Below are 14,295 nucleotides of genomic sequence, written 5' to 3' on the forward strand. Positions count from 1 at the left end.
GTGAGTGCCCACACAGATTGTCTGATAAATTGTTAAAGAGCAGTGCGCCGCTGTAATCAGTCTGGCGCGAGGTGGCGTATGTTACGCTTTCCTCTTTCAGTGTCAAGCCCGTTCGGCCTGTCTTCTGACTCGTTTCCGCTACCCTGCGATGTGCTGCACGGTGCCGGTCGATGGAGGCGCATTATAGGGATTTCAACCGAAGCCGCAACAGCTAATTTGCCCAATCCGAACTGTTTGCTGCATTCCACAGCAATACCGGGGTTTATACCCTCTTTTGCACAAACTTATCCACAGATGATTGCCGCAGGCAAAAATTGCCGAGCATCGCGCAATCGTTTTCGCTACAATTCACGCAAATTTTATCGGCTCGCGTATTTTATCAAGCGGCGGCTTTTTTCAGTAAAAAACCGCCGCTTGATACCAGTTTTTTATTAAAGCTATCCAATCAAGGGATAAATTGACCATGCAACAACCACGTCCTGTTCGCCGCGCCTTGCTCAGTGTGTCTGACAAAGCCGGTATCGTAGAATTCGCTCAGTCATTATCGCAACGCGGCATCACGCTGCTCTCCACCGGCGGCACCGCGCGGCTGCTGGCGGAGGCAGGGCTGCCGGTGACCGAGGTTTCCGATTACACCGGTTTTCCAGAAATGATGGATGGACGGGTGAAAACCCTGCATCCCAAGGTCCATGGCGGCATTCTGGGGCGACGCGGCCAGGACGATGCAATTATGCAACAGCACCATATCGACCCCATCGATATGGTGGTGGTTAATCTTTATCCGTTTGCCAGCACAGTGGCGCGTGAAGGCTGTACCCGCGAGGAAGCGGTGGAGAATATCGATATCGGCGGGCCTACCATGGTGCGCTCCGCCGCCAAGAATCATAAAGACGTGGCGATCGTGGTTAACAGCGGCGATTACGCCGGGATCATTGCCGAGCTGGATGCGCATAACGGCTCGCTGACGCTGGCGACCCGTTTTGATCTGGCCATCAAGGCCTTTGAGCATACCGCCGCCTACGACAGCATGATCGCCAACTACTTCGGCAGCCAGGTACCGGCCTATCACGGCGATACCACCGTACCCGCCGGACGTTTCCCACGCACCCTTAACCTGAACTTTATCAAAAAACAGGATATGCGCTACGGAGAAAACAGCCATCAGCTGGCCGCCTTCTATATAGAAGAGCCGGTGCGGGAAGCCTCGGTCGCCACCGCGCGGCAGTTGCAGGGCAAGGCGCTATCCTATAACAATATCGCCGATACCGACGCCGCCCTGGAGTGCGTAAAGGAATTCGCCGAGCCGGCCTGCGTGATTGTCAAGCATGCCAATCCTTGCGGCGTGGCCACCGGCGGCGCGTTGCTCGAGGCATATGAGCGCGCCTATAAAACCGATCCCACCTCGGCGTTTGGCGGCATTATCGCCTTTAACCGCCCTCTTGACGCCGCCGCCGCGCAAGCCATTATCAGCCGCCAGTTCGTGGAAGTGATTATCGCGCCGTCCGTTAACGACGACGCCCTGGCCATCCTTGCCGCCAAGCAAAATGTCCGTGTACTGGCCAGCGGCGTCTGGTCGTCCCGGGTGCCGGCGCTGGACTTCAAGCGGGTTAACGGCGGCCTGTTGATACAGGATCGCGACTTAGGCATGGTCGGCGAGGCGGATCTGCGCATCGTCACCGAACGCCGGCCGACCGCAAGCGAGCTGCGCGACGCGCTTTTTTGCTGGAAAGTGGCTAAATTCGTTAAATCCAACGCCATCGTTTATGCCCGCGATAACATGACCATTGGTATCGGGGCGGGCCAGATGAGCCGCGTTTATTCGGCGAAAATCGCCGGCATCAAGGCGGCGGACGAAGGGCTGGACGTGCGCGGCTCGGCCATGGCCTCCGATGCGTTTTTCCCGTTTCGCGACGGAATTGACGCGGCGGCGGTCGGCATCAGCTGCGTGATCCAACCCGGCGGTTCCATTCGCGATGACGAAGTCATTGCCGCGGCCAACGAACATGGCATCGCCATGATCTTTACCGGTATGCGTCATTTCCGCCACTAAGCCCAGGAGCGACCAATGAATATCTTAATTATCGGGAACGGCGGCCGCGAGCATGCCCTGGCCTGGAAAGCCGCCCAATCGCCGCTGGCGGATAAAGTCTACGTGGCGCCCGGCAATGCCGGCACCGCCCTCGAACCGGCGCTTGAAAACGTCGACATCGGCCCGACCGATATCCCGGCGCTGGTCGCCTTCGCCCAAAGCCACGCCATCGGCCTGACCATCGTCGGCCCCGAAGCGCCGCTGGTGATGGGCGTGGTGGATGCGTTCCGCTCAGCCGGCCTGCCGGTATTCGGCCCGACCAAAGCGGCGGCGCAGTTGGAAGGCTCGAAGGCGTTTACCAAGGATTTCCTGGCCCGCCACCATATCCCCAGCGCGGAATACGGTAACTTTACCGATATCGACCAGGCGCTGGCCTACGTGCGCAGCAAAGGCGCGCCCATTGTTATCAAAGCGGACGGCCTGGCCGCCGGCAAAGGCGTGATCGTGGCTATGACGCTTGCGCAAGCGGAAGCGGCCATTGAGGATATGCTGGCCGGTAACGCCTTCGGCGATGCCGGGCACCGCATCGTGGTGGAGGAATTCCTGGAAGGCGAGGAAGCCAGCTTTATCGTGATGGTGGACGGCGATCATGTCGTGCCGATGGCCACCAGCCAGGACCATAAACGGGTCGGCGACGGCGATACCGGTCCCAACACGGGCGGCATGGGGGCATATTCCCCCGCCCCGGTGGTTACGGATGAAATCCACCAGCGTGTTATGGATCAGGTTATCTGGCCGACGGTGCGCGGCATGGCGTCGGAAGGGAATATCTATACCGGCTTTTTATATGCCGGACTGATGATCAACGCCGATGGCCAGCCAAAGGTGATTGAATTTAACTGCCGCTTCGGCGATCCGGAAACCCAGCCCATCATGCTGCGCATGCGTTCCGATCTGGTGGCGCTGTGCCTGGCGGCCACCGAAGGGCATCTGGATCGGGAAAGCTCGTTATGGGATGAGCGACCGGCCCTGGGTGTGGTCCTGGCCGCCGGCGGCTATCCGGGGGACTACCGCACCGGGGACGAAATCAGCGGCCTGCCGACGGCTGAGACAGCAGGCGAAAAAGTCTTTCATGCCGGCACCTGTCTGGCGGACGGTAAGGTACTGACGCAGGGAGGGCGGGTTTTGTGCGTTACCGCGCTGGGCGAAACGGTGGCGGATGCTCAGGCCAGGGCCTATCACGCGGCGAAGTCTATTCGCTGGCAGGACAGTTTCTGCCGGTCGGATATCGGCTATCGCGCGATCCAACGCGAGCAATAATCCTGTCATCATCTGGTGTCGCGCATTCATGACGTTGGGCAATGCGCGGCGCCCTGTCGATGTTGGCTTGCAGGCGGGTGACTACAACTCGCTTTTTTTAGGTTGCCAGTGGCAGAAGTCTTCATTGGCGACCAGTAACAGCTGCGTCCCTTCCGGTGCCTCCAGCCAGGCGATGCCCAGTTGCCCGGTGGAATGTTGGGCGCGCGCCGCAATCCACGAGGCCGAGCGCTGGTCAAAATCAGGCCGCGCCGTCTTGCCGTCGCAGGTGGCTATCACGCCGTCGCGCCATATCCCCTGCATCAGCTTTACCTGTCCGGCACGTAGCGTGCTGCTGACATCCAGCAGTCGCCTGGCTTCAAACTGATACAACGCCAGTTCGTCATCACTGAGTTTTTCACGCAGCCCATCGCGCTGACGCTGCATATAGCTGGGATTACCCTGATCGTCAAAGCGGATTTGCACGGTTTGCGGATGTGCGCCGTTTTGCGTCCGGTTAATCTGGCGCACGTCGTCATGGAGGAATTGATAGCGGGTAATGATGGTATTTTCGCCCTGATAGGGGCTGTAGACGCTGACGATATTGACCGTTTGCTGTGCCGCGTCGTCTTTACGCCATAAACGCATGGCGCCCCGATCGGCGACATAACCGCTGGCGGTGAACGCAGGCGGCGCCTTGGAATGCGAACCGCATGCCGTGAGGAGACAGGCCAGCAGCCCGAGCCAACCGCACCGGCGCAAAAACAAAAGGGGCACGGTTGCCCCTATGCTTAATCTTTTCACCAACACACGGTGGTTACTTAACAGCGTCTTTCAGAGCCTTGCCAGAAACAAATGCCGGAACATTGGCCGCGGCGATTTTGATTTCTTTACCGGTCTGAGGATTACGGCCAGTGCGTTCGTTGCGATGATTAATTTTGAAAGTACCGAAACCAACCAATTGTACTGCATCACCCTCTTTAAGAGACTCGGTAATTGCTGCCAAAGTGGATTCCAGAGCCGACTTCGCCTGCGCCTTCGAAAGATCGGCCTTATCAGCAATTACATCAATCAGTTGAGTCTTGTTCATATGTTATCCTTACAGTGTGTTTATCGCTTGCTAAGCATCGAGTACGACGGATAAGCCGGAATACGGCACTCTCCTGCAAACACGCACCGATAGCCACTTTTTTTATGCCCCCCCAAATGTAGACCAGACGGGGTGCAGATGTGAAGTATTAAGACATGGCAAAACAGGTCTTAAATCACGTTTTATTGCCTTATTGCTGTAAAATTATTCCAATATTGCTAATTCCGGCTTCGCGCAGGTCTGCGCGCAGCCCTTTGATCAATTCTACGTCGCGGTTTTCACAATCAGCTAACAGGCGAAAAATTTCCCACTGAATGTCCCATTCCTCTTCAATCGAGGGCAGGGCATTCAGCTCCTCTTCGGTCATTTCCCGCTCCGCATGGGTCATTTCCAGCATGGCCACGGTGCGGATAGAGGTTTCGCTGACGGTGACGGCATGCTCCAGCGTTTCACCGCTCAGCCGCGAGTGCAATAATTCACTCAGGGCCACACAGGCATCAATCGCCGGATAAACGCCGTAAAAATCGTAATCATCCGCTGCGGGAATGCATTCTTCCAGCTTTTCCAATTGTAAATCAAAATTGACCTTAGCATCTTTAACAACCTGTGTCTCCCAAACCAGGTCGAGAATACGCCGGTAGACGGCAGGGTCGCCAAAGCCGGTCTGTACGCAGAACAGTTGATAATTGGGGTACATCCGTTCACACAGCGACGCCATAAAAATGACGTGCTGCCAGGCTTCCTGCTTTTCCAGACGTAAATGTATCGGGTTACGTAACATCGCGCTATTCCATTACTCTTAATCTGCGTCGCAGTGTACCTGAAATTAGCCGGTTACCCTATTCCAGGTCGAAAAAGTCCGGTTCGCCGCGCCCCTGCTCCCACTGTTTAAACGCGGTGCGATTAGAGGCCACCGCATCCGCCCAGCGGGTAGGCTCCGGCAAGCGGTAGCCGCGCATGCATTGTTGTACCCAATACAGGGCAGTGTCCATGCCGACGCGATGGCCGGTGGAGATGAATAAAGGATTGCAGCGGATCTTGCTGCGCCATACCCAGGCAAGCTGTTCACCTTTATCCATCAGCGGCGCCCTGGCGCCCGCCTCATCGCTCAAGGGCTCAAACCGGCCGCACAGCCGGCGCTTAGCCACGCCGATAGTCGGCTGGTCGACCAACAGGCCAAAATGGCTGGCGACGCCCAGACGGCGCGGGTGGGAAATACCATGGCCATCGACGAACAGCAAATCCGGCCGCTGATTCAGCTGTTCCCAGGCGGCCAGCAGGGCGGGATACTCGCGAAACGACAAAAAACCCGGAATATAAGGCATGGTGGTCGTTACACGGGCAATGCGGTATTCGAGAAGCTCCAGCGACGGAAAACGCAGCAGCGCGATAGCCGCGCGGGTAACGTCGCCCCCCTGTTCGAACCCCACATCGGCGCCGGCGATTATCGCGGGCGTGGAAAAAGCGAAATCGTCATGGCGTATGACCCTACTGGCGGTGGCGACCTGCTCGGCGCGCAATGCTGTTATATCCATGTTTTTTCCACCTTTTTCACCAGTCTTTACAGATGATAGGGGCGCGACAGGCGATGCACCGCCTCAACAAAAATGCCCGCATGTGCCGGCGGCACGTCCTGATGGATACCGTGCCCCAGATTGCAGACATGCCCCTCACCCCGGCCGAAACCGGCCAGAATGGACTCCACTTCCTGTTCAATACGCGCCGGCGGCGCGTACAACACCGAAGGATCCATATTGCCCTGCAGCGCGACCTTATCGCCCACGCGACGGCGCGCCGCCTGAATATCGGTGCTCCAGTCCAGGCCCAGCGCATCGCAACCGGTTTGCGCCATGGCTTCAAGCCATTGGCCTCCGCCTTTGGTAAACAGCGTTACCGGCACCCGGCGGCCTTCATGCTCCCGCTGCAGGCCGTCGATGATTTTTTGCATGTAATCAAGGGAAAACTCAAGATAGCCGCTGCCGGTCAGCACGCCGCCCCAGGTATCAAAGATCATCACCGACTGCGCCCCGGCGCGAATCTGGGCGTTCAGGTACAGCGTTACGCTCGCCGCCAGCTTATCGAGCAATAAATGCAGCGTCTGCGGCTCGGCGTACATCATTTGTTTGATTTTAGTGAAGACTTTGCTGGTGCCGCCTTCAACCATATAGGTGGCCAGGGTCCAGGGACTGCCGGAGAAGCCAATCAACGGCACTTCTCCGCGCAGGTTGCGCCGGATGGTGCGTACGGCGTCCATCACATACCCCAGCTCCACCTCCGGATCCGGTATCGGCAACTGCTCCACGTCGGCTTTACAGGTAATCGGACGGGCAAAGCACGGCCCCTCCCCCTGTTCAAAATACAATTCCAGTCCCATGGCGTCGGGAACCGTCAGGATATCCGAAAACAGGATCGCGGCATCAAGCGGAAAACGACGCAACGGCTGCAAGGTCACTTCACAGGCCAGTTCGGCATTCCTGCACAGTGACATAAAATCACCGGCCTCGGCGCGGGTGGCTTTATATTCCGGCAGATAACGCCCGGCCTGGCGCATCATCCATACGGGCGTGACATCAACAGGCTGGCGCAGCAGGGCGCGCAGATAGCGGTCGTTCTTCAGTTCATGCATACAGGATTCCCTTGCAGTTATGAATGGAGTGTAGCATGCGGGCCGTCATTTTCCCGATCGGCGCGGCAGAGCGCGACCGTGTCCTCAATTAAGCGCCTGGCCACGGTGCCGGGCGGCGGCAGCAGGGGCAGCGCGTCATAACGGTACCAGCCGGCATCAAGGATTTCATTATGATCGGGGGTGATTTCGCCGCCGGCGTACTCCGCCATAAACGCCATCATCAGCGAATGCGGGAAAGGCCAGGGCTGCGAGGTGACATAACGGACGTTTTTCACCTTAATCCGCGTCTCCTCCATGACCTCGCGGGCCACGGTCTGCTCCAGGGTTTCCCCCACCTCGGCAAAACCGGCCAGCACCGTGTAAATGCCGCCGCGATGGCGGGTATGCTGGGCCAGCAGGATATCGTCGCCGCGGCGGATCGCCACGATAATACAGGGCGCGATTTGCGGATAATACCGTTCATGGCAATGATCGCACAGGCAGGCCCATTCCCGGTTACTGACGCGCATCTCATGGCCGCAGTAGCCGCAATAGCGATGGGAACGATAAAACTCCGCCAGTTGCACGCCCCGGCCCGCCAGTTGGAACAAGCCTGGGTCGCTATCGATGATCTGGCGCACCGAGCCCATATCCCGGGGCATGGCGTGGCGTACCAGCCAGGCGGGCGACCCCTCCCATTCGCCGATAAGCGTCGCTGTCAATCCTTGAAGTGACCAGGCCGATGCCGTTCCAAATGGCAGTTCCCCCTTGGGTAACCACAATTTGCTGTCCTGGCTGACGATCCACCAGCCATTTTCGCTACCGTTGAGTTCTTGTTCCATTTTAGTTGCACTACCTCTTATTCACTGGCAAGCTAGAAATTAGCTTTAATTGATGAGTAACGCAGCGTTACTTTATTACATCGGAGTCAATCATGCTAAACCAGCTGGACATTCTGGCTCAACGCGTTGGCGGCAGTAACGAACTGATCGATCAGTGGATACTGGCCCGCAGGAAGTTGCTCATTGCGTATTACCATCTCATCGGTCTTAAGCCCAATAAAGAAAAGCATACTCCCCTGGACGAAAACGCGCTGGACGACTTTTGCCATAAACTGGTGGACTACCTTTCCGCCGGCCATTTCCATATCTACGATCGTATCGTTCAGGACGCGGACGATACCAGCAGCAGCAAAAGAATCATCAGTACCCAGTTGTATCCGGCGTTGCAGGAAAATACCAAACAAATCATGGCATTTTATGATAGCCAATTGGAAACGGCCATCGATCATGATAACTGTATGGAGTTCCAACAGGCGCTTTCCGGCGTGGGCGAGGCCCTGGCCACGCGTTTTGCCCTGGAGGACAAACTGATCCAGCAGGCGCTGGAATATAAAGCGGACTACCTGGCCTCGGTGCCGGCCGCCAATAATCCGGACGTATCGCGTCTGGCGTAATTTTGCGGTAAGCAGTAAGTCGTAACCGGTCCTTCACGGGCCGCTATATCTTGTCGGAGTGCCTAGCGCGTACATTACGCCAGGCTGAGACCGTTAATTCGGGATCCGCGGAACCTGATCGGGTTAATACCTGCGAAGGGAACAAGAGTAAAGCAACGCTTTGATTTATAGTCTATTTTGCTAAATTCAAAGCCCGGCCTCATTACTCCCGTAGCGCTCCTGACAAGCAATTTTCCCGTTTATTGTGAGGAATTGCTATGTCGTTATCCAAAACCACCCCTTCCCGCCGTGAGCAGCGCGCCCAGGCGCAGGAATTCATCCATCGTCTGAAAGGCGAAGCCTTCCCCAACTCCCGGCGTATTTATCTCCAGGGCAACAGCGCCGACATCCGGGTGCCGATGCGGGAGATCGCGCTTAGCCCCACGCTTATCGGCGGCAACGGCAAAACGCCGCGCTACGAAGAAAACGAGCCGGTGCCGGTATACGACACCGCCGGACCCTATGGCGATCCGGCGACAGAGATAGACGTGCGCGCCGGCCTTCACCGCCTGCGTTCTGGCTGGATTGAGCAGCGCGGGGACAGCGAGGCGTTGAACAGCCTAAGCTCGCGTTATACCGGCGAACGCCGGGCCGACGAGGGCCTGGATGAGGTTCGTTTCGCCCCCAGCCATACGCCGCGGCGCGCCAAATCCGGCCGGCGCGTCACGCAATTGCATTATGCCCGCGCTGGCGTCATTACGCCGGAAATGGAGTTTATCGCCCTGCGGGAAAATATGGGCCGTGAACGCATCCGCGGCGACGTATTGCTGCAACAGCATCCCGGCCAGAGCTTCGGCGCGCATTTGCCGCCGGATATTACCCCGGAGTTCGTGCGCCGGGAAGTGGCCGACGGTCGTGCCATTATCCCCGCCAATATCAACCATCCGGAGTCGGAGCCGATGATTATCGGCCGCAATTTCCTGGTCAAGGTCAACGCCAATATCGGCAACTCGGCCGTCAGTTCATCCATTGAGGAAGAGGTCGAGAAGCTGGTCTGGGCGACCCGTTGGGGAGCGGATACGGTGATGGACCTGTCCACCGGCCGCTATATCCATGAAACCCGCGAGTGGATCCTGCGCAACAGTCCGGTGCCCATCGGCACGGTGCCCATCTACCAGGCGCTGGAAAAAGTCAACGGCGTGGCGGAAAACCTGACCTGGGAATGCTTTCGCGACACCTTGCTCGAGCAGGCGGAACAGGGCGTGGACTATTTTACCATCCATGCCGGCGTGCTGTTGCGTTACGTGCCGATGACCGCCAAACGGTTGACCGGCATCGTGTCGCGCGGCGGATCCATTATGGCCAAATGGTGCCTGTCGCATCACCAGGAAAGCTTCCTGTACGAGCATTTTCGCGATATTTGCCAGATTTGCGCCGACTACGACGTCTCATTATCCCTCGGGGACGGCCTGCGTCCCGGCTCCATCCAGGATGCCAACGACGAAGCGCAGTTTGCCGAACTCTATACCCTGGGCGAATTGACCAAAGTTGCCTGGGAGTACGACGTGCAGGTGATGATCGAAGGCCCTGGCCATGTTCCCATGCAGATGATCCGGCGCAACATGACCGAACAGCTGGAGCATTGCCACGAAGCGCCGTTTTATACCCTGGGGCCGCTGACCACCGATATCGCGCCGGGTTACGACCATTTTACCTCCGGCATCGGCGCCGCGCTTATCGGCTGGTTCGGCTGTGCGATGCTGTGCTACGTCACGCCGAAAGAGCATCTGGGCCTGCCGAACAAAGAAGATGTTAAGCAGGGGCTTATTACCTATAAAATCGCCGCTCACGCCGCCGATCTGGCCAAAGGCCATCCCGGGGCGCAAATACGCGATAACGCCATGTCCAAGGCACGCTTTGAATTCCGTTGGGAGGACCAGTTTAATCTGGCCCTGGATCCGGCCACCGCCCGCGCCTATCACGATGAAACGCTGCCGCAGGAATCCGGCAAAGTAGCCCATTTTTGCTCCATGTGCGGTCCGAAATTCTGCTCGATGAAAATCTCCCAGGAGGTCAGGGATTATGCCGCCGCCCAGGCGATTGAGGTACGGGAAAGCGGCATGGCGGAGATGTCGTCGGCGTTTCGCGCCAGCGGCGGGGAAATCTATCTTGCGCCTGAGGATACGGGGGTGGCGAAATGATTGCGCCCGACGCGCCCTTTGCGGCGACCGAGCCCAGGCTCGGGCTCTATCCGGTAGTGGATTCGCTGGCATGGCTGGTCCGGCTGCTGGACGCCGGCGTCGCCACGCTGCAGTTGCGCATCAAGGACCAGCCGGAAGACCGGGTCGAACCGGATATCGAGGCCGCGATTTTGCTGGGACGGAAATACCGCGCCCGGATTTTCATCAACGATTATTGGCGGCTGGCGGTTAAACACGGCGCCTATGGCGTGCACCTGGGACAAGAGGATTTGGCTACGGCGGATTTGGCCGTCATCCAGCGCGCCGGATTGCGACTCGGTCTTTCCACCCACGACGATAGCGAACTGGCCCGCGCTTTGGCGCTACAGCCATCCTATATCGCGCTCGGCCATATCTTCCCTACCCAGACCAAAGCCATGCCGTCACAGCCGCAGGGCCTGGCGGAGCTGAAACGCCTGGTGGCCGGCATGCCCGGCATCTCCACCGTGGCCATCGGCGGTATTGGTATCGATCGGGTGGACGACGTGCTGCGCTGCGGCGTCGGCAGCATCGCGGTGGTCAGCGCCATCACCAAGGCCGCCGACTGGCGGCAGGCGACCGCCACGTTATTGCGGAAAATCGAAGGCCGGGAGGTGCGCAATGCTTAGCGACCAGGCTTTTTTGCGCTACAGCCGCCAATTGCTGCTGGAGGAGATAGGCCCCGGAGGCCAGGAGCATCTGAGCGCAGCAACCGTGCTGATCGCCGGACTGGGCGGCCTGGGCTCGCCGGCGGCGCTCTATCTTGCCGCCGCCGGGGTCGGCACGCTGCTGCTGGCCGACGACGATAACCTGGACGTGAGCAATCTCCAGCGCCAAATCCTTTATCGCACCGGGGATATCGCCCGGCCCAAGGCGGCGGCGGCGCTACGGCAGCTGCAGGCGCTTAATCCCCTGGGCCATTATGTCGCGCTGAGCCGGCGCCTGGCCGGGGATGACCTCGATCAGGCGGTGGCGCTGGCCGATATGGTACTGGACTGCAGTGATAATATGCAGACCCGTCACGACATCAATGCCGCCTGTATCCGCCGGGGGAAAACCCTGGTCAGCGCCAGCGCGGTGGGGTTCAGCGGTCAATTGCTGGTGCTGCGGCCGCCCTACCGGCACGGCTGTTATGCCTGCCTGTTTCCCGACGCCGTCGAGCCGCGGCGTAATTGCCGCACCGCGGGCGTGCTCGGGCCGTTGGTCGGCATCATGGGCGCCATGCAGGCCCTGGAGACGATCAAAATCCTGTGCGGCATGCCGTCTACGCTGGACGGCCAGCTGCGGCTGTTCGACGGCAAGTCGATGAACTGGCGCACCCTGCGCCTGTCCCGCGCGGCCGGCTGTCCGGTGTGCGCCGCGGCGGTTCAGCGGGAAGAGGCGCTATGAACATTACCCTTAACGATACCCCCGTCGCGCTTTCAGGCACGCCCTCGCTGCTGGACATGCTGGAGCTGCTCGGCCACCCGCCCGAGGGCAGCGCGCTGGCGGTCAATCAAACCATTATTCCCCGTAGCCGGTGGGCCCAACAGCCGGTAAACGAGGGCGACGATATCTTACTTTTCCAGGCCATTGCCGGAGGCTGACCATGTTAACCATTGCCGATACCACTTTTACGTCCCGGCTGTTTACCGGCACCGGTAAATTCGCCACCGCGGAATTAATGCGGCAAGCCATCGCCGCGTCCGGCAGCCAATTGGTCACCCTGGCGATGCGCCGGGTGGACCTGCGCGGCGGTAATGACGCCATCCTGCCCGCCCTGCGCCAGGCAGGGGTAAAGTTACTGCCCAATACCTCAGGCGCAAAAACCGCCGAGGAGGCGGTGTTCGCCGCCCGCCTGGCGCGCGAGGCGCTGGGCACCCGTTGGATAAAACTGGAAATCCATCCGGATATGAAATACCTGCTGCCCGATGCGGTCGAAACGTTGAAAGCGGCCGAACAGCTGGTGCGCGAAGGTTTTGTGGTCTTGCCCTACTGCGGCGCGGATCCGGTATTATGCCGCCGTCTGGAGGAGGCCGGCTGTGCGGCGGTGATGCCGCTAGGTTCGCCGATCGGCTCCAATCAGGGTTTGATCACCCGCGATTTCCTGCGCATTATCATTGAACAGTCGGGCGTGCCGGTGGTGGTGGACGCCGGTATCGGCGCCCCCAGCCAGGCCCTGGAAGCGCTGGAAATGGGCGCCGACGCGGTACTGGTCAATACCGCCATCGCCGTGGCCCGCAACCCGGTGGCCATGGCCGGCGCGTTCAGGCTGGCGCTGGAAGCCGGCGCCCTGGCGCGCGAGGCCGGGCTTGCCGCCACGCTAACCCAGGCCAGCGCCACCAGCCCGCTAACCGGATTTTTGCGCCATCCCCAGGAAGAGGGGGCCGCCTGATGACTTCTTTTCTTGACCACTGGCGCCGGCTCGGCTGGGACGACGCCGGACTGCAAATCCACGCCAAGACCGCGCGCGACGTGGAGCGGGCGCTGAATGCCCCGCGCCTGGACCGGCAGGATTTCATGGCGCTGCTGTCACCGGCGGCGCTGCCTTATCTTGAACCCATGGCGCAGCGTGCCCAGCAACTGACCCGCCAGCGTTTCGGCAATGTGGTGGGGTTTTATCTGCCGCTCTATCTTTCCAACCTGTGCGCCAATGATTGTACCTATTGCGGTTTTTCCATGAGCAATCACCTGAAACGCAAGACGCTGGATGAGCAGGAAATCATCCAGGAATGCGAGGCCATCCGGGCGATGGGTTTTGATAATCTGCTGCTGGTCACCGGCGAGCATAAGACCAAGGTGGGCATGGACTATTTCCGCCGTTACGTGCCGTTGATCCGCCGGTATTTCAGCGCGCTGATGATGGAAGTACAGCCATTATCCCAGGAAGATTACGCCGAGTTGAAAACCCTCGGCCTGGACGGGGTGATGGTTTATCAGGAAACCTACCATGAGCCAACCTATCAAAAACATCATCTGCGCGGGCAAAAAATGGATTTTGCCTGGCGGCTGGAAACGCCGGATCGGCTGGCGCGGGCCGGAATCGACAAGATTGGCCTGGGGGCGCTGATAGGATTGTCGGATAACTGGCGCACAGACTGCTATATGGTGGCCGAGCATTTGCTGTATCTGCAAAAGACCTACTGGCAAAGCCGCTATTCGCTTTCGTTCCCGCGCCTGCGCCCCTGCGCCGGAGGCATTACGCCTGCGTCCCTGATGAATGAATCACAGCTGTTGCAAGTGATGTGCGCCTTCCGGTTATTGGCCCCTGACGTAGAGCTGTCGTTGTCCACCCGGGAATCGCCCTGGTTTCGCGATCACGCGGTGCCCATCATGGTGAACAGCCTCAGCGCCGGGTCCAAGACCCAACCGGGCGGTTATGCCGGCGGCCGGCCGGAGCTGGAGCAGTTCGAGCCGCATGATAACCGCTCGCCGCAGGCCGTGGCGCGGATGGTAACAAAGGCCGGGTTGCAACCGGTATGGAAGGATTGGGACAATTATCTGGGCAGGTCGCCGACGCTGGTTAAATAAACGATGATGAGCACTTCGAGGATTTTAATCTGATTTATCGGCGGGACAATCATCAGTCCCGCCGATAAGTATGCCTTAATCAGCGCCAGCCTAGATTACTCCGGGCAGCGG

Annotated in this window: 16 protein-coding genes and 1 riboswitch; of the genes, 10 read left to right on the forward strand and 6 right to left on the reverse strand. The window is 59.1% G+C overall.

Annotation, left to right across the window (positions count from 1 at the left end):
* The first annotated feature begins 78 nt into the window (after positions 1–78).
* The 3 genes from ACL2XM_RS20480 to purD are packed head-to-tail and all read left to right on the forward strand — an operon-like array spanning position 79 to position 3,349.
* Positions 79–435, forward strand: coding sequence for a hypothetical protein (locus ACL2XM_RS20480; protein ID WP_410012652.1), 357 nt, complete (start codon positions 79–81; stop codon positions 433–435).
* Positions 436–463: 28 nt separating this feature from the next.
* Complete coding sequence (gene purH / locus ACL2XM_RS20485) at positions 464–2,050, forward strand: bifunctional phosphoribosylaminoimidazolecarboxamide formyltransferase/IMP cyclohydrolase (RefSeq protein ID WP_413731523.1); 1,587 nt, start codon at positions 464–466, stop codon at positions 2,048–2,050.
* A 15-nt stretch (positions 2,051–2,065) separates the two neighbouring features.
* Complete coding sequence (purD, locus tag ACL2XM_RS20490) at positions 2,066–3,349, forward strand: phosphoribosylamine--glycine ligase (protein WP_413731524.1); 1,284 nt, start codon at positions 2,066–2,068, stop codon at positions 3,347–3,349.
* Positions 3,350–3,430: 81 nt separating this feature from the next.
* Here the strand turns inward: purD and ACL2XM_RS20495 are convergent, their stop codons facing one another.
* The 6 genes from ACL2XM_RS20495 to nudC all read right to left on the reverse strand — a co-directional run bounded on the left by ACL2XM_RS20495 (position 3,431) and on the right by nudC (position 7,862).
* Positions 3,431–4,102: a DUF1481 domain-containing protein gene (locus ACL2XM_RS20495; protein WP_410012655.1), complete on the reverse strand. Its 672-nt coding sequence runs from the start codon at positions 4,100–4,102 to the stop codon at positions 3,431–3,433.
* A 40-nt stretch (positions 4,103–4,142) separates the two neighbouring features.
* On the reverse strand, positions 4,143–4,415 hold the full coding sequence (gene hupA, locus ACL2XM_RS20500) for a nucleoid-associated protein HU-alpha (RefSeq protein WP_162368642.1): 273 nt from the start codon (positions 4,413–4,415) through the stop codon (positions 4,143–4,145).
* A 190-nt stretch (positions 4,416–4,605) separates the two neighbouring features.
* On the reverse strand, positions 4,606–5,196 hold the full coding sequence (locus ACL2XM_RS20505) for a YjaG family protein (protein ID WP_413727390.1): 591 nt from the start codon (positions 5,194–5,196) through the stop codon (positions 4,606–4,608).
* 58 nt (positions 5,197–5,254) lie between these two features.
* Positions 5,255–5,950: a deoxyribonuclease V gene (nfi, locus tag ACL2XM_RS20510; RefSeq protein ID WP_410012657.1), complete on the reverse strand. Its 696-nt coding sequence runs from the start codon at positions 5,948–5,950 to the stop codon at positions 5,255–5,257.
* A 26-nt stretch (positions 5,951–5,976) separates the two neighbouring features.
* Positions 5,977–7,041 carry a uroporphyrinogen decarboxylase gene (gene hemE, locus ACL2XM_RS20515; RefSeq protein ID WP_410012658.1) on the reverse strand — a complete coding sequence of 355 codons (1,065 nt, stop codon included), beginning with the start codon at positions 7,039–7,041 and terminating at the stop codon, positions 5,977–5,979.
* A gap of 17 nt (positions 7,042–7,058) precedes the next feature.
* Positions 7,059–7,862, reverse strand: coding sequence for an NAD(+) diphosphatase (gene nudC, locus ACL2XM_RS20520; RefSeq protein WP_410012659.1), 804 nt, complete (start codon positions 7,860–7,862; stop codon positions 7,059–7,061).
* A gap of 92 nt (positions 7,863–7,954) precedes the next feature.
* On the opposite strand from nudC, the gene rsd reads away from it, so the two are divergent.
* The 7 genes from rsd (at position 7,955) to thiH (ending at position 14,184) form a co-directional block, all read left to right on the forward strand.
* Positions 7,955–8,476 carry a sigma D regulator gene (gene rsd, locus ACL2XM_RS20525; RefSeq protein ID WP_410012660.1) on the forward strand — a complete coding sequence of 174 codons (522 nt, stop codon included), beginning with the start codon at positions 7,955–7,957 and terminating at the stop codon, positions 8,474–8,476.
* Positions 8,477–8,520: 44 nt separating this feature from the next.
* Positions 8,521–8,634, forward strand: a riboswitch (TPP riboswitch).
* Positions 8,635–8,733: 99 nt separating this feature from the next.
* Positions 8,734–10,656, forward strand: coding sequence for a phosphomethylpyrimidine synthase ThiC (gene thiC / locus ACL2XM_RS20530; protein WP_410012661.1), 1,923 nt, complete (start codon positions 8,734–8,736; stop codon positions 10,654–10,656).
* On the forward strand, positions 10,653–11,303 hold the full coding sequence (gene thiE / locus ACL2XM_RS20535; RefSeq protein ID WP_413721821.1) for a thiamine phosphate synthase: 651 nt from the start codon (positions 10,653–10,655) through the stop codon (positions 11,301–11,303). Before thiC ends, thiE begins: the two co-directional genes overlap by 4 nt.
* A complete protein-coding gene (locus ACL2XM_RS20540) occupies positions 11,296–12,063 on the forward strand; it encodes a HesA/MoeB/ThiF family protein (RefSeq protein WP_413727391.1) in 768 nt (255 codons plus the stop codon). The genes thiE and ACL2XM_RS20540 overlap by 8 nt, the downstream gene beginning before the upstream one ends.
* Positions 12,060–12,260 carry a sulfur carrier protein ThiS gene (gene thiS / locus ACL2XM_RS20545; protein ID WP_410012664.1) on the forward strand — a complete coding sequence of 67 codons (201 nt, stop codon included), beginning with the start codon at positions 12,060–12,062 and terminating at the stop codon, positions 12,258–12,260. The genes ACL2XM_RS20540 and thiS overlap by 4 nt, the downstream gene beginning before the upstream one ends.
* A gap of 2 nt (positions 12,261–12,262) precedes the next feature.
* Positions 12,263–13,048: a thiazole synthase gene (locus ACL2XM_RS20550; RefSeq protein ID WP_410012665.1), complete on the forward strand. Its 786-nt coding sequence runs from the start codon at positions 12,263–12,265 to the stop codon at positions 13,046–13,048.
* Complete coding sequence (gene thiH / locus ACL2XM_RS20555; RefSeq protein ID WP_410012666.1) at positions 13,048–14,184, forward strand: 2-iminoacetate synthase ThiH; 1,137 nt, start codon at positions 13,048–13,050, stop codon at positions 14,182–14,184. Before ACL2XM_RS20550 ends, thiH begins: the two co-directional genes overlap by 1 nt.
* The last annotated feature ends 111 nt before the right edge of the window (positions 14,185–14,295 follow it).

This window comes from Sodalis sp. RH20, assembly GCF_047324205.1.
Classification (GTDB): Bacteria; Pseudomonadota; Gammaproteobacteria; order Enterobacterales; family Enterobacteriaceae; genus Acerihabitans.